Source organism: Flavobacterium panacis (genome assembly GCF_024649945.1).
GTDB lineage: Bacteria > Bacteroidota > Bacteroidia > Flavobacteriales > Flavobacteriaceae > Flavobacterium > Flavobacterium panacis.
This window is the reverse complement of sequence record NZ_JANKMS010000001.1, coordinates 1-18,544: the sequence shown is the minus strand read 5'-3', so window position 1 is coordinate 18,544 and position 18,544 is coordinate 1. Positions and strand designations below refer to the sequence as shown.

Annotated in this window: 15 protein-coding genes, 2 tRNA genes and 1 rRNA gene; 6 read left to right on the top strand and 12 right to left on the bottom strand. The window is 32.0% G+C overall.

Translation table 11 applies throughout. The features are described from left to right. Positions 1 to 10: 10 nt before the first annotated feature. The gene (lon, locus tag NQQ59_RS00090) at positions 11 to 2,464 is read right to left on the bottom strand and encodes an endopeptidase La (RefSeq protein ID WP_144212487.1); all 2,454 of its coding nucleotides are present in this window, start codon (positions 2,462 to 2,464) and stop codon (positions 11 to 13) included. A gap of 273 nt (positions 2,465 to 2,737) precedes the next feature. Between lon and NQQ59_RS00085 the strand changes: the two genes are divergently transcribed. The 4 genes from NQQ59_RS00085 to NQQ59_RS00070 all read left to right on the top strand — a co-directional run bounded on the left by NQQ59_RS00085 (position 2,738) and on the right by NQQ59_RS00070 (position 5,624). Beyond that, positions 2,738 to 3,292, top strand: coding sequence for an RNA polymerase sigma factor (locus tag NQQ59_RS00085; protein ID WP_144212485.1), 555 nt, complete (start codon positions 2,738 to 2,740; stop codon positions 3,290 to 3,292). A 14-nt stretch (positions 3,293 to 3,306) separates the two neighbouring features. Further along, the gene (locus NQQ59_RS00080; protein WP_144212483.1) at positions 3,307 to 3,840 is read left to right on the top strand and encodes an anti-sigma factor; all 534 of its coding nucleotides are present in this window, start codon (positions 3,307 to 3,309) and stop codon (positions 3,838 to 3,840) included. Beyond that, positions 3,824 to 4,882, top strand: coding sequence for a hypothetical protein (locus tag NQQ59_RS00075; RefSeq protein ID WP_144212481.1), 1,059 nt, complete (start codon positions 3,824 to 3,826; stop codon positions 4,880 to 4,882). The genes NQQ59_RS00080 and NQQ59_RS00075 overlap by 17 nt, the downstream gene beginning before the upstream one ends. A 91-nt stretch (positions 4,883 to 4,973) precedes the next feature. After that, positions 4,974 to 5,624, top strand: coding sequence for a head GIN domain-containing protein (locus NQQ59_RS00070; protein ID WP_372497202.1), 651 nt, complete (start codon positions 4,974 to 4,976; stop codon positions 5,622 to 5,624). Positions 5,625 to 5,711: 87 nt separating this feature from the next. Here NQQ59_RS00070 and NQQ59_RS00065 read toward each other — a convergent pair whose 3' ends face one another. From NQQ59_RS00065 to NQQ59_RS00040, 6 genes are all read right to left on the bottom strand, one after another. Beyond that, positions 5,712 to 7,037 carry an MFS transporter gene (locus NQQ59_RS00065; RefSeq protein ID WP_144212477.1) on the bottom strand — a complete coding sequence of 442 codons (1,326 nt, stop codon included), beginning with the start codon at positions 7,035 to 7,037 and terminating at the stop codon, positions 5,712 to 5,714. A 164-nt stretch (positions 7,038 to 7,201) separates the two neighbouring features. Next, positions 7,202 to 8,011 carry a M48 family metallopeptidase gene (locus NQQ59_RS00060; protein ID WP_144212475.1) on the bottom strand — a complete coding sequence of 270 codons (810 nt, stop codon included), beginning with the start codon at positions 8,009 to 8,011 and terminating at the stop codon, positions 7,202 to 7,204. A gap of 83 nt (positions 8,012 to 8,094) precedes the next feature. Further along, entirely contained in the window at positions 8,095 to 10,494 is a 2,400-nt protein-coding gene (locus tag NQQ59_RS00055) for a glycoside hydrolase family 31 protein (protein WP_144212473.1), read from the bottom strand. 204 nt (positions 10,495 to 10,698) lie between these two features. Next, positions 10,699 to 12,603 (bottom strand): 1,4-alpha-glucan branching protein GlgB, encoded by a 1,905-nt coding sequence (glgB, locus tag NQQ59_RS00050; RefSeq protein WP_144212471.1) that lies wholly within the window; start codon positions 12,601 to 12,603, stop codon positions 10,699 to 10,701. A gap of 46 nt (positions 12,604 to 12,649) precedes the next feature. Then, positions 12,650 to 13,930, bottom strand: a complete 1,281-nt coding sequence (locus NQQ59_RS00045; protein WP_144212469.1) for a glucose-1-phosphate adenylyltransferase — start codon at positions 13,928 to 13,930, stop codon at positions 12,650 to 12,652. After that, positions 13,920 to 15,347: a glycogen synthase gene (locus NQQ59_RS00040; RefSeq protein ID WP_144212467.1), complete on the bottom strand. Its 1,428-nt coding sequence runs from the start codon at positions 15,345 to 15,347 to the stop codon at positions 13,920 to 13,922. The genes NQQ59_RS00045 and NQQ59_RS00040 overlap by 11 nt, the downstream gene beginning before the upstream one ends. A gap of 118 nt (positions 15,348 to 15,465) precedes the next feature. Between NQQ59_RS00040 and NQQ59_RS00035 the strand changes: the two genes are divergently transcribed. Next, positions 15,466 to 16,332 (top strand): alpha/beta hydrolase, encoded by an 867-nt coding sequence (locus tag NQQ59_RS00035; RefSeq protein ID WP_144212465.1) that lies wholly within the window; start codon positions 15,466 to 15,468, stop codon positions 16,330 to 16,332. 45 nt (positions 16,333 to 16,377) lie between these two features. Further along, entirely contained in the window at positions 16,378 to 17,028 is a 651-nt protein-coding gene (locus NQQ59_RS00030; protein WP_144212463.1) for an endonuclease III domain-containing protein, read from the top strand. On the opposite strand, the gene NQQ59_RS00025 is transcribed toward NQQ59_RS00030, so the two are convergent. The 5 genes from NQQ59_RS00025 to rrf form a co-directional block, all read right to left on the bottom strand. After that, the gene (locus NQQ59_RS00025; protein WP_144212461.1) at positions 17,029 to 17,463 is read right to left on the bottom strand and encodes a nuclear transport factor 2 family protein; all 435 of its coding nucleotides are present in this window, start codon (positions 17,461 to 17,463) and stop codon (positions 17,029 to 17,031) included. It lies immediately after the preceding gene. A 17-nt stretch (positions 17,464 to 17,480) separates the two neighbouring features. Next, positions 17,481 to 17,933 (bottom strand): DUF1569 domain-containing protein, encoded by a 453-nt coding sequence (locus NQQ59_RS00020; protein WP_144212459.1) that lies wholly within the window; start codon positions 17,931 to 17,933, stop codon positions 17,481 to 17,483. Positions 17,934 to 18,049: 116 nt separating this feature from the next. Further along, positions 18,050 to 18,135: transfer RNA gene (locus NQQ59_RS00015), tRNA-Leu, on the bottom strand. Positions 18,136 to 18,141: 6 nt separating this feature from the next. Then, a tRNA-Phe gene (locus NQQ59_RS00010) sits at positions 18,142 to 18,214 on the bottom strand. Between the two features lie 69 nt (positions 18,215 to 18,283). Next, positions 18,284 to 18,393 (bottom strand): 5S ribosomal RNA (gene rrf / locus NQQ59_RS00005). Positions 18,394 to 18,544: the final 151 nt, after the last annotated feature.

Genomic DNA, 18,544 nt, shown 5'->3' with positions numbered 1-18,544 from the left:
TAATTGCTGTTTATTTCAACAATTTTGCATTCTTAACACTTTGATCTGTTAATGCTATAGTCAGAACTTCACTCATTTCTTTTACATAATGAAAAGAAAGCCCTTCTAGATATTCAGCTTTAATTTCATCAATATCGCTTTTGTTTTCATGACATAGAATAATCTCTTTAATTCCTGCTCTTTTTGCAGCTAAGATCTTTTCTTTAATTCCGCCAACTGGTAAAACTTTTCCACGAAGCGTAATTTCTCCTGTCATTGCAAGGCTCTTTTTAACCTTCTTTTGAGTTAGAAGAGAAACTAAAGACGTTAACATTGCAATACCGGCACTTGGTCCGTCTTTTGGTGTTGCTCCTTCTGGAACGTGAAGATGAATGTTATATTTCTGGAAAATTTCGGTACTTAAACCTAATTTCTTCGCATTTGCTTTAATGTATTCTAAGGCAATAGTCGCCGATTCCTTCATTACAGTTCCAAGATTTCCTGTAATCGTCAAAGCGCCTTTTCCTTCAGAAATCAAAGATTCAATAAATAAAATATCACCACCAACACTTGTCCAAGCTAAACCTGTTACAACTCCCGCAACATCGTTATTTTCGTATTTATCGCGTTCTAATCTCGGAACTCCTAAAATAGTAACAATATCTTCGTCTGTTACTTTTTTGTTGTACTCCTCCTCCATTGCAACAGATTTTGCCGCATTACGGATCACTTGAGCAATTTTAGTTTCTAAATTACGAACACCAGATTCTCTTGTATAGCCTTCAACAATTTTCTCTAATTGTTTTTTACCAATAGTTAAATCTTTTGCCGTTAAACCGTGAGCCTCTAATTGTTTTGGGAATAAATGTCTTTTGGCAATTTCTACTTTTTCTTCAATCGTATAACCAGACATTTTGATTACTTCCATTCTGTCTCTCAATGCAGGCTGAATAGCAGCCATATTATTTGACGTGGCAATAAACATCACTTTAGATAAATCATATCCCATTTCAAGGAAATTATCATAGAAAGCACTGTTTTGTTCTGGATCTAAAACTTCCAATAAAGCAGAAGATGGATCACCGCTATTTCCACTTGACAATTTGTCAATTTCATCCAAAATAAATACCGGATTTGAAGTACCTGCCTTTTTTAGGCTTTGAATAATTCTTCCTGGCATAGCTCCAATATACGTTTTTCTATGTCCGCGAATCTCTGCTTCATCACGTAAACCACCTAATGAAATACGAACATACTCACGTCCTAAAGCTTCTGCAACAGAACGTCCGATTGAAGTTTTACCAACACCTGGAGGCCCTGTTAAACATATAATTGGTGATTTCATGTCATTTCGCAATTTTAAAACTGCTAAATGCTCAATCATTCTTTTCTTTACTTCTTCTAATCCGAAGTGATCTTTATCTAAAACTTTCTGTGCAAATTTTAAATCGAATTTATCTTTAGAATATTCGCCCCAAGGCAATTCTAAAAACAACTCTAAATAATTACGCTGAATACCGAAATCTGGTGACTGCGGATTCATACGGCGCATTTTAGATAATTCTTTTTCGAAATGTTTCTGCGTTTTTTCGTCCCATTTTTTGGTTTTCGCCTTCAGTCCCATTTCGTCCATTTCCTCTTCTTGCGAAACGCCTCCCAATTCTTCTTGGATGGTTTTCATTTGCTGGTGAAGGAAATATTCTCTTTGCTGTTGATCTAAATCAAAACGAACTTTTGACTGAATATCGTTCTTCAATTCTAGTTTTTGAAGTTCGACATTCATATAACGTAGCGTTTCTAAAGCGCGTTCTTTTAAGCCATTTATCGATAAAAGACCTTGTTTTTCTTTTACAGATAAATTCATATTAGAAGAAACAAAATTGATTAAAAATGATTGGCTTTCAATGTTTTTAATAGCAAATGTTGCCTCAGAAGGAATATTTGGACTTTCTTTAATAATTTGAATTGCTAATTCTTTAACAGAATCTAAAATAGCAGTGAATTCAGAATCATTTTCATCCGGACGTTCTTCTGCAACTTCTTTTATAGTAGCTGTCATGTAAGGCTCTTCAGCAACAACTTCGTCAATTTCGAAACGTTTTTTACCTTGAAGAATAACCGTTACATTTCCGTCAGGCATTTTCAAAACACGCAAAATACGGGCTACTGTTCCTATTTTATGAATATCATCTTTTGACGGATCTTCATCTTCTTCATTAATTTGGGAAACTACACCAATGATTTTTCCTCCAGCATTGGCATCATTAATCAGTTTTATAGATTTATCTCTTCCTGCAGAAATAGGAATAACTACTCCTGGAAACAAAACAGTATTACGTAAAGGTAAAATTGGCAGAGAAACAGGAAGTTCTTCATTATTCATTTCCTCCTCGTCCTCTGGTGTTAACAAAGGAATTAATTCTGCTTCTGAATCGAATTCTTGAAGTGACAGATTGTCAATAGTAAGTATTTTATGATTTGACATGATAATATATAAGTCGTTTTGTCATTATTTTTTTGTGCTGTCTGTAAAACAGGTATTGCTTTGTGAAGTTATACTTGAAAATACACTTTATTTTTCAATTACAAGACAGGCCATAAAATTAGACAATCATTATGCCAAATGCAAAAGAAGTCAGTCCTAAAATTAGATTTGGACTATCATTCTTTAAAATTTGAAAAAAAATAAAATTAATTTTATCAAAAGTGTAACAAACAAAAAAATGTAAAGTCCTTTATAAAAACCAAAAGCCATTACTTGAGCATAGACAACCAAAATATCGAAGAATTAATTGCGCTTTGTAAAAAGAATAATCAAAAAGCGCAGTTTGAAATTTACAATCGCTATTGCAAGGCGATGTATAATGTTGCTTATCGTATTGTAAAAGATGAACATTTTGCACAAGACGTCATGCAGGAAGGATTCTTAAAGGCTTTTACCAAAATCAATGACTATAAACAAGAAGTGGCTTTTGGAGCATGGTTAAAAAAAATAATCATCAATTATAGCATCGATTTTTACAAAAAAAACAACTCTTTCCAGGTAGAAGACATAAGTAAACAGCTTTATAAAATTGAAGAAAATGACGGAATTATTTCTGAGAATATCGATTTAAACAATCTAAAAGTAAAACAAGTTCTTGATACTATTCTACAGTTAAAAGACAGCTACAGAATGGTTCTAACGCTTTTTTACATTGAAGGTTATGATCAAGAGGAAATCTGCGAAATATTAAACATTTCGTATGCCAATTGTAGAACAACTTTGAGCAGAGCAAAAGATAGTTTACGAAGAAAATTGGAAGAAATATAAAATGAATTGGAATTATGAAAAATGAAAAAGACAACTTAGACGAATTATTCAACAGATTTGAAAACCAATGGGATATTCAGGAGTTAAATTCGGATCATCAAATGGAGTTTCTGCAAAAACTAAATAAAAAAGAGCCAAAGAAAAAGTATTGGTTCGTAACGGCTATTGCCGCATCGATTGTACTGATGCTTGGAATATCTGTTTTTTACAAAAATGAAAAACCAAAAGAATTCAAATTTGCTTCTAAAGAAACTAAAAGAACTGATTCTATTTTCAACATTCTAATTGACAACGAACTAGTTAAATTGAAAGAAAAAAGTTCACCAGAAAACGAACAAATAATTAATGATGCATTAAATCAAATGAAAACATTTGATGCTGATTACCAAAAAATCATTAACGAATTGCAGAAAAATGGTGAAAACAAACAGATTATTTACGCAATGATAAGCAATCTGCAGACCCGAATTTCTTTTTTACAAACTGTTCTACAACGAATTGAAGACAACGAAAAATTTAAAAACACATCTGATGAAAAAACATTATAACATACTAATCTTATTGCTTTTGATTCCTTTTATGGGATTTTCAAATGACGATAGTTTTATCACCAAACAAAAAAACATTAAAAAAACCTATATCGTCAATTCTAATGCAGGAATTGATATTAATAATAAATACGGAAACATCTTGGTTACGACCTGGGATGAGGATAAAATAGATCTCGATATTACTATAAAAGTTGACGGACCGAATGAAAATTGGGTAAACGAAAGACTAAACAGTATTGATATCGACATTACAGCTCTTAAGGGAATGGTTTCTGCTATAACCAAACTTGGTACTTCTTCTCTAAAAAGCAAAGGAAGTCACAATAGTTTTGAAATTAACTATGTGATCAAAATCCCTAAAAATGGATCTATCAAACTAATTAATAAATATGGCAACATAAACATCCCCAATTCAGAATCTTCGACTGATATTGATTGTAAATATGGAAAAGTAACTTTAGGAAAACTAAATGGAAGTAATAATCAAATTTCAATTGCTTATTGTCAAAATTCAAGTATCGATTATGTAAAATCTGGAAACATAGATGCTCGTTATTCTGGTATTAAAATTAACGATTCTGGAAATTTAAATTTGAATGCTAATTATACTGATGTAAATCTTGGTGATGGTCAAAACATCAAATCAGATTGTAATTACGGAACTCTTAAATTCCAAAAGATCAATTCTTTGAATGGTTCTGGGAATTATTTAACGCTTATAATTGGTGAAATTTCAAGTAACTTTAGTTATGATACTAATTACAGTAAAATAAATATTGGAACTATGAATGAAAAAGCTGGAAATATAAATATTAACTCAGGCTACACAGATATTTCCATCGGATATCTTCCTAATTATGCTTTTGATTTTGATATTTCAGCCAAATACTCCAATATCAAACATGATAATACTTTAGAAATTTCTACTTCAGAAACCAAAAGCAACAGCAAAAGAATCGCTGGTTTTTATAAGAAAAAAGGTCTCAACAAAATTAATATCAATTCAAACTACGGAAATATTTCGTTGACAAAAAATTAATCATCTAAAAATCAAAACAATGAAAAAATCAATTTTTATTTTAGCATTTAGCGCACTTCTTATGACTGGAAATGCCAACGCACAGTCAAAAATAAACGGAAACGGTAAAGTTACAACAGAAACCAGAACCACTGGAGATTACGACGGTATCAAAATTGCTGGATTCTTTGATGTAGATCTAGTTTCAGGAAAAGAAGGAAAAATTACAATCAAAGGAGAAGAAAATTTATTAGCTGCAATTAAAGTAGAAGTTGACGGAAATGACTTAAAAATCTATGTAGAAAAAGGAACTCAAATTCGTACCAGTTCTGGAAATAAAATTGAAGTAACTATTCCGTTTGAAAAGATTTCAGAATTAAGTTTAGCTGGTTCGGGTTCAATTCATTCTAAAGATAGTATCAAAAACGATACTTTCACCATTAACCTTGCTGGTTCAGGTAATTTCAATTTACCTGTTGATGCCAATAATTTAGCTCTAAACGTAAGTGGTTCAGGAAAAATCAATTTAAAAGGAACGGCGAATAATTTTTCTACAAAACTTTCAGGCTCTGGAAACATTGATGCTACTGACTTAAAGTCTAAAATAGTTGAAGCGCATGTATCTGGATCTGGAAATAGTAAAGTAACGTGCAATGAAAGCATTACAGCAAGAGTTGCGGGCTCAGGAAATATCAAATATTTCGGAAATCCTGAGAAAAAAGACGCAAAAGTAGCGGGATCAGGAACGATTACTAAAGGTTAATTATAAAAATATCACGAATTTCAAAAATCATCATCAATCAAATAATTCCTGTAATTCGTGATATTGTTATTATTTAAGACGTTTCGACTAGTTTGAAACGTCTTTTTTATGAACTCTTCTTAAAAGAAAAATGGCTGTGACGAAAAAGATTCCTAAAATTACAATTGCAGCACGTGGACTTCCAGTAATTTGATCGATGATTCCGTAAACGCACATACCAATTACAATTCCAATTTTTTCAGCAACGTCATAAAAACTGAAAAACGATGCTGTATCTTCTGTTTCAGGTAATAATTTTGAATAGGTCGAACGTGATAATGCCTGAATACCGCCCATTACAAATCCAGCAACCGTTGCCATTACGTAAAAATGCATTGGTAAAGTAATGAAAAATGCAAGAGCACAAAATACTGCCCAAATCGCATTTATAAAAATCAAAGTAGGTACGTTACCAAATTTTTCAGAAGCTCTAGACGTCAAAACCGCACCAACTACAGCTACCAACTGAATTATTAAGATACAAACAATTAAACCAATCGTACTTTCTTCTTTAGAAGACCATTGAATTTCTTGAGCACCAAAATAAGTTGCTACAAGCATTACAGTCTGAACCGCCATACTAGAAACGAAAAATCCACCCAAATAACGCTTTAAAGGGATATTTTCCTTTAATAGCGCCCAAACTTTTTTCAATTCTTTAAAGCCATTGAATACTACAGATTTTGTTAATTTCTGTCCAGACTCTTTACTCCCTTTTGGTAAATAATAATAAGTGTATTGACTAAAAAGAATCCACCAAACTCCTACCATTACAAAAGAATAACGCATTGCTTTCATTGCAGCTTCTCCATCCGTTCCTGAAATACCAAAAAGTTTTGGTTTCATTATCATGGCTAAATTTAGAATCAACAAAATAACGCTTCCAATGTATCCTAAAGAATATCCTTTTGCACTAATTCTGTCTTGCTGCTCTTCAAAAGCAATATCTGGAAGGTAGGAATTGTAAAAAACTAAACTTCCCCAATATCCAAGCAATCCTAAAAAGTAAAATAATAATCCAACATAGATACTATCTAAATCAAACCAATATAATCCCATACAAGACAAAGCACCTAGGTAACAGAAAAACTTCATGAAAGATTTCTTGTTTCCAACGTAATCTGCAATTCCAGATAAAAGTGGAGAAATAAACGAAACCACCATAAAAGCAAAAGCGGTAATAAAACTTATTAAAGCGGAGTTTTTAAGATGCATTCCGAAAACATCAATATAATGATCGCGATCACTAAACAAGGCTTCATAAAAAATTGGAAATACTGCCGAAGCAATGGTTAAAGTATAAACCGAGTTTGCCCAGTCATAAAATGCCCAAGCATTTAAAAGTTTCTTATCGCCTTTTTGTAGGTTTTTCATAGAAATGGTTTTGTTAACAGGCTACGAATTTATCTAATTTTTATCATAATCAAATAGAAATTCTAGAATTCGTACATTATTAAATCATGAATTTGAACTAAAAACAAAAAAAGCTATTCATAAACTGAATAGCCTTTTAGAAATATAATATCTTATCTTTTGTCTTATTTTATTGTTCCTACTTTAAGCGCAATTGCTCTTGCCTCTGGAATTAAAGCTTTAATGTTGGCAATTCTAGTTGCATCTGAAGGGTGCGTACTCATAAATTCTGGTGTTCCAGAACCTCCTGATTTTGCAGACATTCTTGACCAAAATGAAACAGCATCATCTGGATTATATCCTGCGATTGCCATCAAAGTCAATCCAATTTTATCTGCTTCAGTTTCGTTACTTCTACTAAAAGGAAGCATTACTCCTACTTCAGTTCCCATTCCGTAAGCTTGAGAAAAAATTGCTCTCGTTTGAGCAGTTTTATTAGTGGTTGCAGCATCTAAAACGGCTCCTCCAATTGATTGCAATTGTGCTGCACTCATTCTTTGAGCACCGTGATTAGCTAAAGCGTGCGAAACTTCGTGTCCCATAACAGTAGCAAGACCAGATTCGTTTTGTGTAACAGGCAAAATTCCTGAGTAAACGACAATTTTTCCTCCTGGCAAACACCAAGCATTAACTTCTTTATTGTCTACTAATTTATATTCCCAACGATAGTCTTTTAAATACTGTGATTGTCCTAAGTATGTTAAATATTTTTCGGCAGCAAGCTTAATCTTATATCCAACACCTTCAACAAGTTTCGCATCTGACGTTCCTGTTATAACTTTGTTTTCAGACAAAAAAGTACTGTATTGCTGAAATGAAGTTGGAAACAATTCACTGTTTGAAACAAAATTCAAGTTTTGTTTTCCTGTAATTGGGTTTGTTGCACAGGATAAAACAAGACCACTGAAAATTCCTAAAAACAAATATTTTTTCATAATTCGAGCTATTTTCTAACAAAAATACGATTAAAAAAAATAAAATATTTTACACAATAAGCCAAAAAAATATCAAAATTTAACTATTCTCCCACAATGTGAAGTTCATTAAACTCTTTATCAACTATTAAGAAATGATTTTGCTCAAAATTAATTTTATCAAATTCAATTTTTTCGTTGTCGATTTCGATTTCTGTCACTTTAAAAGGAAGTCCAATTAAATTAATTTTATACTTGCTATACGGTGTAACGTATTTTCCTTCCTTGTGCAATTGAATAATTAATTCTTTTTCTTTTCCAATTGTTCTTAACGATAAATAGCTATAACGTCCTTTTTTATAATCGTAACCATCTTGAGCATCTTCATAAACAGCCGATTGTTCTTTACCATTTTTATAATAAACTTCAAGAGTTAATTCATCAAATTCTAATTCTCCTACATATTGTTGTACAGGATATTTTGGAATAATAGCTCCTGCTTTTACAAAAACCGGAATCTCATCAAATTTAGTATCAATCCAGATTTCTCGTCCTCCAATAAATAATTCATTTGTCCAATAGTTATACCATTCACCACGTGGTATATACATACGTCTACCTACAGCATTAGGTTCAAGGATTGGACAAACTAAAATCTGATTTCCGAAGATGAATTCGTCATTGCGATAATGCGTTTGTGTATCATCTTGATCGTAATAAACCAAAGGTTTTAGCATAGGAACTCCTTCTTCAATATACTGCCAAAACATAGTGTATAAATAAGGCAACAATTGATAACGAAGACTAACAAATTTTCGGGTAATATTAATTACTTCTTCATCAAAAGCCCACGGTTCTTGATTTCCGTGATCTCCAGATGAATGCGTCCTACAAAACGGATGAAAAACACCTAACTGAATCCAACGTGCATACAACTCGCCGGTTGGCTGTTCCGCAAATCCTCCAATATCAGAACCTGTAAATCCCATTCCTGAAATTGACAATCTCTGTACCTGAATATTGGCAATCCATAAATGTTCCCAAGTTGCCACATTATCACCTGTCCAAGAAGAAGTATAGCGTTGTGCTCCAGAATAAGCTGATCTCGTAATAACGAAAGGGCGTTTTGGATAAGCAAAACGTTTGACACCATGATAGGTTGCTCTCGCCATTTGCGTTCCATAAATATTATGGGCTTTTCTATGGCTACAAGGATTTCCATCATAAACGTGACGAACATCCATTGGGAAAGTTTTATTTGGAACTTCCATTACAGCAGGTTCGTTCATATCATTCCAAACTCCTTTTACTCCAATATCCGCAATTAATTCTTTAAATAATCCAGCCCACCATTCTCTTACTAATGGATTTGTATAATCTGGAAAATTACATTCACCAGGCCAAACTTTCCCTTTCATGTAAGGTCCATCGGCTCTTTTACAGAAATAATCTTTTTCTAATGCTTCTTGATATACCCAGTAATCTTTGTCAATTTTGATTCCTGGATCTATGATGACGATTGTTTTAAAACCATCTTCTGCTAGTTCAGAAACCATTCTTTTTGGATCAGGAAAATAGCTTTTGTTCCAAGTAAAACATCTAAATCCTTCCATATAATCAATGTCGAGATAAATAGCATCACATGGAATCTGAAGTTCTCTAAATTTTGAAGTGATTTCTTTGACTTTACTTTCAGGATAATAACTCCATTTACATTGATGATAGCCTAAAACCCATAATGGCGGTAATTCAGGCTTTCCAGTTAAATCAGTATAACTCGTAACAACATCTTGCATTTGAGGTCCGTAGAAGAAATAATAATTCATCTCGCCTCCTTCTGCCCAAAAGCTGGTAATATTTCTTCTTTCTTGACAAAAGTCAAAGAAAGTCCTAAACGTATTATCAAAGAAAATACCGTAAGCTTGTTTATTATGGAGTCCAATATAAAAAGGGACAACCTTATATAATGGTTCTTGGTCTTTTTGATAAGCATATTGATCTGTGGCAAAATTTTCAACTCTCTTGCCTTTAAGATTCATTTGAGTTGCTTTATCTCCAAGACCATAATAACATTCTCCATCTTTAGAGAATTTACTCATTTTTACGATATTTCCACCATATTCATAACTTTCTTCCCAATGAAAACCTAGTTCATCTTCAAGAATTAAAAAATCATTTAAATCGAAAATTGTCAGACGAAGATCTGCTTTCTGGATTTTACATTTTACTTTGCTGGTACGTATTTCAAAATGAGTTTCTTCTTCAGTAAGTTCTAAAAAATTGTATCCGTGAAGTTGTGTTTTATCAATAGCATACGAAAAATCATTACTGAAATAGCCTTTTGTTGTATAACGAAATCGTATTAAACTATCACGAAGAATAGTAACTTTTAAAATTACATTATTGACAGTATTGAAAAAAATTGAATCTCCTTCATGTGTATAAGAGATAATTTTCGATGGATATAAATTGCCTTTGTATTCTAATGATGTGTTTGTAATCATATCTCCGTGAATTAATTTATAACTTTTGTCTTTCTTTCAAACATACAAAAAAAGATCATAAAGCCCTATGAATAAAAGGTTTATTAACGAAAACGTTTTTCCTGTTTGAGTTTATAATTAGAAAACAAAAAATAAACAATATGATAATTTTCAGCGGCTAAAATGACAAATTAATAACTTCTAAAAATGTTTCTAAGATTTTTTCTAACTAAAAGAATATACCGTTACGCTTAATGGTGGCAAAATAAGTTCTGCCGAAAATTCTCTACCGTCATAAGAAATTGATTCGATTTTTATTGCTTTTGAATTTCTGATATCACTTCCTCCATAAACGGAAGCATCACTATTGAAAATTTCGTTTAATTTGCCTTTTTTCGGAATTCCAATTCTATAATTTTCTCGTACCACTTGCGTGAAATTACATACCACAATTACATTTTCGTCTGGGTTATTTCCTTTTCGGATATACGATAAAACCGCATTTTGATGATCTGAATAATTAATCCATTCAAAACCTTCTCCTGTAAATTGTTTCTCATACAATGCAGGATACGTTTTATATAATTGATTCAAATCTGTAATTAACCTTTTTATACCCGAATGAAAATCATATTGAAGTAAATGCCAATCTAAACTTTGTTCAAAATTCCATTCATTGGTTTGCCCAAACTCGGCTCCCATAAACAATAATTTTGTTCCAGGATGCGTAAGCATATAACCATATAATAATCTCAGGTTCGCAAAGCGTTGCCATTCATCGCCTGGCATTTTGTAAATAAGAGATTGTTTTCCATAAACTACTTCGTCATGAGAAAACGGAAGCATAAAGTTTTCCGTAAATGCATACGTCATCGAAAAAGTCAAATCATTTTGATGGTATTTTCTGTAAACTGTTTCTTTTTGAAAATACTTTAAAGTATCATGCATCCAGCCCATCATCCATTTCATTCCAAAGCCTAATCCTCCAAAAGAAGTTGGCCTAGAAACCATTGGAAACGAAGTACTTTCTTCTGCAATAGTTTGAACTCCATCGAAATTAGAATAGATTACTTCATTAAATTCTTTAAGAAAACTAATACTGTCTAAATTTTCTCTTCCGCCAAAAATATTAGCTTCCCATTCTCCATCTTTTCTAGAATAATCAAGATACAGCATCGAAGCAACAGCATCAACTCGTAATCCATCTATATGATAATTCTGAAGCCAGAAAACAGCATTACTTATCAAAAAAGCTCTTACTTCATTTCTTCCATAATTAAAAACCAAACTTTTCCAATCTGGATGGTAACCTTTTCTACGATCTGGATGTTCGTATAGATGAGAACCATCAAAGAAACCTAAACCATGTGCATCATCTGGAAAATGTGATGGAACCCAGTCTAAAATGACTCCAATTCCTTCTTGATGCAGTCTATCAACTAAAACCATAAAATCCTGCGGTTTCCCGAAACGAGAAGTTGGTGCAAAATAGCCAGTCAATTGATAACCCCAAGAAGGATCATAAGGATATTCCATTACAGGCATAAATTCAACATGAGTAAAACCAGTTTCTTTTACGTATTTTACCAAATCATCAGCCAATTCAAGATAACTTAAGAAACGGTTATGATCAGCTCGTTTCCAAGAACCTATATGCACTTCGTAAACTGAATACGGTTTATCAAGCGCATTTTTTTCCTTGCGATTCTGCATCCAGTTTTCATCTTTCCATTTATAGTCCAAATCCCAAACAACTGAAGCTGTATGCGGTGGTTTTTCACAATATAAAGCAAAAGGATCTGCTTTTTCTGTTACTACTCCATTAATATTCGATTGAATTTTATATTTATAAAGCGCTCCTTTTGAAATATCTGGAATAAATCCTTCCCAAATTCCTGAAGAATCCCAACGAACATTTAAATTATGCTCGCCTGAAGTCCAATAATTAAAATCACCAACAACCGACACAGAATGAGCCGTAGGAGCCCAAACTGCAAAATAAACGCCTTTTATTCCATCAACTTCAATTAGATGTGCTCCTAGTTTTTCATACAGTTTAAAGTGTTTCCCAGCTTTAAATAAATCTATATCAAAGTCCGTAAATAGTGAATGTGCGATTACTTTAGTCATGTGTCGTTTTTAAGGCAATTGGAATTTGGAATTTGTTTTTTAAATTTTATTCTATTCTAAAGTTATCAGCAAGTGTTACTCCTTTTTTTATAACAACAATTCCATCTTTTATGCTGTATAATTCATTGGTAAAATTATCCAAATGTTTTCCCCCGCTAATATGAACATTGTTTCCAATACGAACATTTTTATCAATTAAAGCATTTTGTATGAAACAATTTTCTCCAATACCAACATGAATTTTGCTTATACTGCTTTCATGATTTAATTCATCCAAATCTTGATAAAAATCGTTCCCCATTACATAACAATTTTCCAAAACAGTTCCTTCACCAATTCTAGAACGAATTCCGATTACAGAACTTTTAATTTCTTTGGCATTAATAATACATCCTTCAGAAATTAAAGACTGATTAATAATAGAGTTTCTAAATTTTGATGGTGGAAGTAATCGAGGTCTTGTGAAAATTTTATTTTCGTTATCAAATAAATTAAACTCTGGGATATCAGCTGTTAAACCAATATTCGCTTCAAAGAATGATTCAATATTTCCAATATCAGTCCAGTATCCTTCGTATTGATAACTTAATATCTTGTGTTTTCCAACGGCTTGCGGAATAATTTCTTTACCAAAATCTTTAGTTTCCTGATTCGCCATTAATTCCTGCAACAATGATTTATTAAAAATATAAATTCCCATTGAAGCCAAGTATTTTTTACCTTTTTCCTGCATTTGTTCGCTCACCTCCGATTCCCATTCAGGCAATAAAGAAGCATGCGGTTTTTCGATAAAAGCATGAATATTATTTTCATGATCTGTTTTAAGAATCCCAAATTCTGGAGCATCTTTAGCATTTACTGGTAAAGTTGCAATAGAAATTTCGGCATCAGCTGCAATATGCGCCTCCAGCATTTCGTTAAAATCCATTTGATACAATTGATCTCCTGAAAGAATTAAGGCATGATCGAAATCATGTTTCAAAAAATGTGACATACATTGTCTAACAGCATCTGCAGTACCCTGAAACCAAGTTGGATTATCAGGAGTTTGTTCTGCCGCCAAAATATCGACAAACGATTGGCTTAAAATACTAAAATTGAAAGTATTTTTGATATGAGCATTTAAAGATGCAGAGTTAAACTGTGTCAAAACAAATATTTTGAATATATCTGAATTGATACAATTAGAAATTGGAATATCAACCAAACGATATTTTCCTCCAATTGGAACAGCCGGTTTTGATCTTGTTTCTGTTAATGGGAATAAACGTGATCCCTGTCCTCCTCCTAAAATAATAGCAACTACATTTTTCTTTTTAAATTTCATTTTTCTCAATTATTAGGTTGTATATTTCGATATATTCTTGGCAAACTCTCTCCCAGGAATGGTCTGCCGTCATTCCTCTTTGAACTACTTTATTGAAATTTATTTTATCCTCATATAATTTAACTGCACGATTTATAGAATAGCAGATATCCCCAACAGATGCTTGATCATGGCATACTCCATTTCCGTCATCTCCAAAATCAATGACGGTATCCCTTAAACCTCCTGTTCTTCTAACAACTGGAATTGTTCCATATCGCATAGCATACATCTGATTGAGACCACAGGGTTCTACTCGTGAGGGCATCAAAATATAATCTGAACCTGCATAAATCAAATGTGCAAGTTCTTCATTATAACCTATAAAAACATTATAGTTGCCCTTGTAGTCGTTTCTTAATTGTACTAATTGCGATTCTATTTCAGCTTTTCCTGAACCTAAAATTAGAATATTGATGTCTTCAAAATGTTCTGACAATGCTAATGCAGAAGCTTGCGGTAACAAATCACCTCCCTTTTCTTCAAACAAACGTCCTATAAAACTAAACAAAGGTTTTGATGGATCAAGATCAAACTGCTCGCACAATTTTTCTTTGTTTTTCTGTTTCCCTACTTCAAAATTTTCTATCGAATAATTTTCTGCAATCGTTGAATCTTTTGAAGGATTCCACACTTCAAAATCAATTCCGTTTAAAATTCCTCTCGATTTATTTCTAACTGAATTAAACAACGATTCTAAACCATTTGCATTGTAATTAATTTCATTTAAATAACTTGGAGAAACGGTCGTTACAGCATTGGCGCATTTTACTCCAACTGCTAAAGAATTTATAGAATTGTTCCATTCCAAAAAACCTACATGTTTTAAATCAAACTCTGGTAGATAATATAATTTATCAAATCCAAACCATCCCTGATACAAACCATTATGAATAGTTATAACTGTTTTTACCTCTTTTAAAGTTTCATACTTGTAAGCAAATTGAAGAAGAAACGGAATTAGCCCCGTATGATGATCATGACAATTAATAATATCTGGAATTTGATTTCTTGCAATTATCCAATCTAATGTAACTATTTGAAAAGACAAAAATCGCTCAATATCATCCTCATAACCATAAACATTTGGACGATTAAACAATTCATTAATCTCAATAAGATACAACTCATAACCAAGTTTATCAGTGCTTTCTTTTAAGACACTAAACGGAAAATCAAAGTTTCCAAGTTTAACTGTTCCCCAATGTACGCACTCAAAACTATTTTCATCTTTAAATTTTGTATCATAACAAGGAACTACAACTCTTACCTCATGTCCTGCATTGGTTTGATATTTGGGTAAAGCACCTACAACGTCAGCTAAACCACCTACTTTAGCCATAGGATAACATTCGGCACTAATATGAAATATCTCCATTTCAAAAATTAATTTGTGATTATTTTTCAAGAAACAATCATTAATATGCTACTTTTATCTTTCTTTAAATTTAGCAAAAAAACGGGCAGAGTACTGCTTACAAATAAGTTTTATTGAAATGGCAAAAAAGGCAATTAATCCTACTAGATCCTTAAAAATTCCACAGTTTATTATAATATCTGCGAAAGTTTGTGCATTTGTGTCCAAAAATCTGGCAACAAAATTTGCTGCAAGAATCTTTACAACACCAATAAAACATAAAGTTCCTAAACGTGAATTTGAGATGAATAGTAAAAGCTCACAAAAAAATATTCACGTTCCTGCTATAAACAAAAACATTGTAATTTATAAATACGGACAAAGTGACAAGAAAATTCTATTGGTTCACGGATGGTCTGGCCGAGGAACGCAACTATTCAAAATAGCAGATGAGTTATTACAAAATGGTTACTCTACAATTAGTTTTGACGCCCCTGCTCATGGAAAATCAGAAGGGAAGACTACTATAATGTCTGAATTCATTGCTTCTATATTAGAAATTGAAAAGCAATTTGGACCATTTGAAATTGCAATCGGACATTCACTTGGCGGAATGTCTGTTTTAAATGCAGTAAAAGATGGTTTAAAAGTTAACAAAGCAATTATCATTGGAAGTGGAGATGTTGTACAAGATATTTTAGATGAATTTGTACTGAAACTAAAATTAAAAAAGGAATTTAGCGACCGTTTAAAAATATATTTTGAAGATCAATATCAAGTCAAAATGGATGATTTTTCCGCTTACAGAGCAGCTCAAAAGATTAATATTCCAGTTTTAGTAATTCACGATAATGATGATCCAGAAGTTTCTGTAAAAGCAGGAATACATATTCATGAAAATCTTAAAAATGGCTCTTTATTTTTAACGGATGGATTGGGACATCGAAAAATACTTGGTAATCAAAATGTTATCAAAAAAATTCTAGAATTCATTAAAATCAAGTAACTTTATAGATAAGCACTTCATTACCAACATTAAAGAATTTTAAAAATGGATTTATTTGGTGAAACAGAAAATTGGGAAATTAAATTAAAACCCATTCTAAAAAAATACAAAGGCAAAAAACATCCTTTAGATTATCAAAACACTTATCAACTTTTGATTATGGTAGTTTTATCTGCTCAGGATTCTGATGCTAATATTAATTCTATTTCTCCTGTTTTATTTGAAAAATATCCAACTCTAAATAGTTTATCTAAAACTGATATAGATACTTTTTTACCTTATATATCTAAAGTTAGAAATTATGGAACTAAAGCTCAATGGCTTCTGGAGATTGCAAGCACGATAAAAGAAGATAAAGATATTCCATTAACTATGTCTGGATTGACAGCATTAAAAGGAATTGGTAGAAAATCTGCAAATGTAATTTTAAGAGAAACAGGAAAACCAGCTGAAGGAATTATTGCTGATCTACATGTAATAAGAGTTGCGCCAAGAATTGGAATAATTAAAGAATCGAAAGACGGAAATAAAGTAGAAAAAGATTTAATGCAAGTTTTGCCCAAAAATATTTGGTCAGAAATAGGAATGGCTATTTCATTTTTAGGACGTGAAATATGCAGACCAAAACCAAAATGTCCTGAATGCCTTTTAACCGATATTTGTCTGTATTACAACAGCGAAATGTTAAAAAACTAACTACTTTCTTCTTGTATCAATTAAATAAATGATCTTCCAAGAATCTTTTTCTTTAAACAATGTAAAGGCATTTACTCCTGTATGGCTTAATTTATCATTTAAATAAAACTCATACGGAGTCCAAACATGAGCCATTGATCCATCAATCTGAATATTGTAACTTAATATTTTTTCTTGAAACTTTAATGTTAAAGGAATAGACACTATAGATTTATAGAATTCTCTTATATTTTCGGTAGATAATTTATTACCTTTTATTTTGCTTTCGCTAATAGATTGCAGAATAATTTGATCTAGACAAACTGATTTCATCTTTACTGAATCCCTTTGATGAAATCCTTCAAAGAATATCTCAATACTCTTTTGAACTTCTTGCTTTTGTGCATTACAAATCAATCCAAAAAATATAAAAAACAATATATAATGAATTTTCATACTACTAACTTTAAAAGTTAAACTCCGAATTGAGTAAAATGATGATCTAAATGTTTAGCAAACATATTATTCCATTCTTTAGAAGTTAATTTTCCGAAAGAAAGAGATTCTTTTCCTTCAAATTCATTTTCTCCTAATTCCTGTGTTTTGCTTATATAAGAGATTAATCTATTTTTTTCCAAATCAAAGTTGCGATCTCCCGTTATAATAAATTGAGGAGCCGTTCTACTATTTTTAGAATAAGAAGATTCATCTACAACTTTATTCTTTACAAATGATTTTAAAATAAATCTCATAAAAGCATTTGGTTTAGTATGAATATTATCATAAACCATTTCATACGTAACATTGCAGTGTGCCAACATCTGATCGACAGACCTCTTACCCCAAAGAGGTTGTCTATTTGAATCAAGTTGCTTAATTCTGTTTATAAATTGATCAGAATCTACCTTAAGAAAAACGTTTTGCATAATTTACAAATATTAAAAATCTAGGAATAGAAGGTAAAAATATAAAATTATAAAGCTGACCACAATTTTATGCAAAAAAAAAAACTTCAATTAACAAAAGCTAATTGAAGTTTTAGTACTCAGAGCGGGACTTGAACCCGCACGAACATTGCTGTTCACTGGATTTTAAGTCCAGCGTGTCTACCAATTTCACCATCCGAGCATGATGTGGTACCTCCAGGGATCGAACCAGGGACACATGGATTTTCAGTCCATTGCTCTACCATCTGAGCTAAGGTACCATATTACTTATATTGCTATAAGTAAAAGTTAGAATAAAAAACCCCGTTTTCAAACAGGGTTTTTCAAAAGAAAGGCGACGACATACTCTCCCACATAATTGCAGTACCATCTGCGCAGGCGGGCTTAACTTCTCTGTTCGGGATGGGAAGAGGTGAGCCCCGCCGCAATAACCACCTTAAGAAGTTATAATTGCTTTGGGCAATCTTTTTAATTAATAATTGATAATTGACAATTGATAATTAAAACAATATCTTAACATACTGAGATAAAGAAAGGTAATTTGTTTTGTTAGAAAGTTTCCTCCCGAGCCTTTCGGCTCGGGAAAAGGG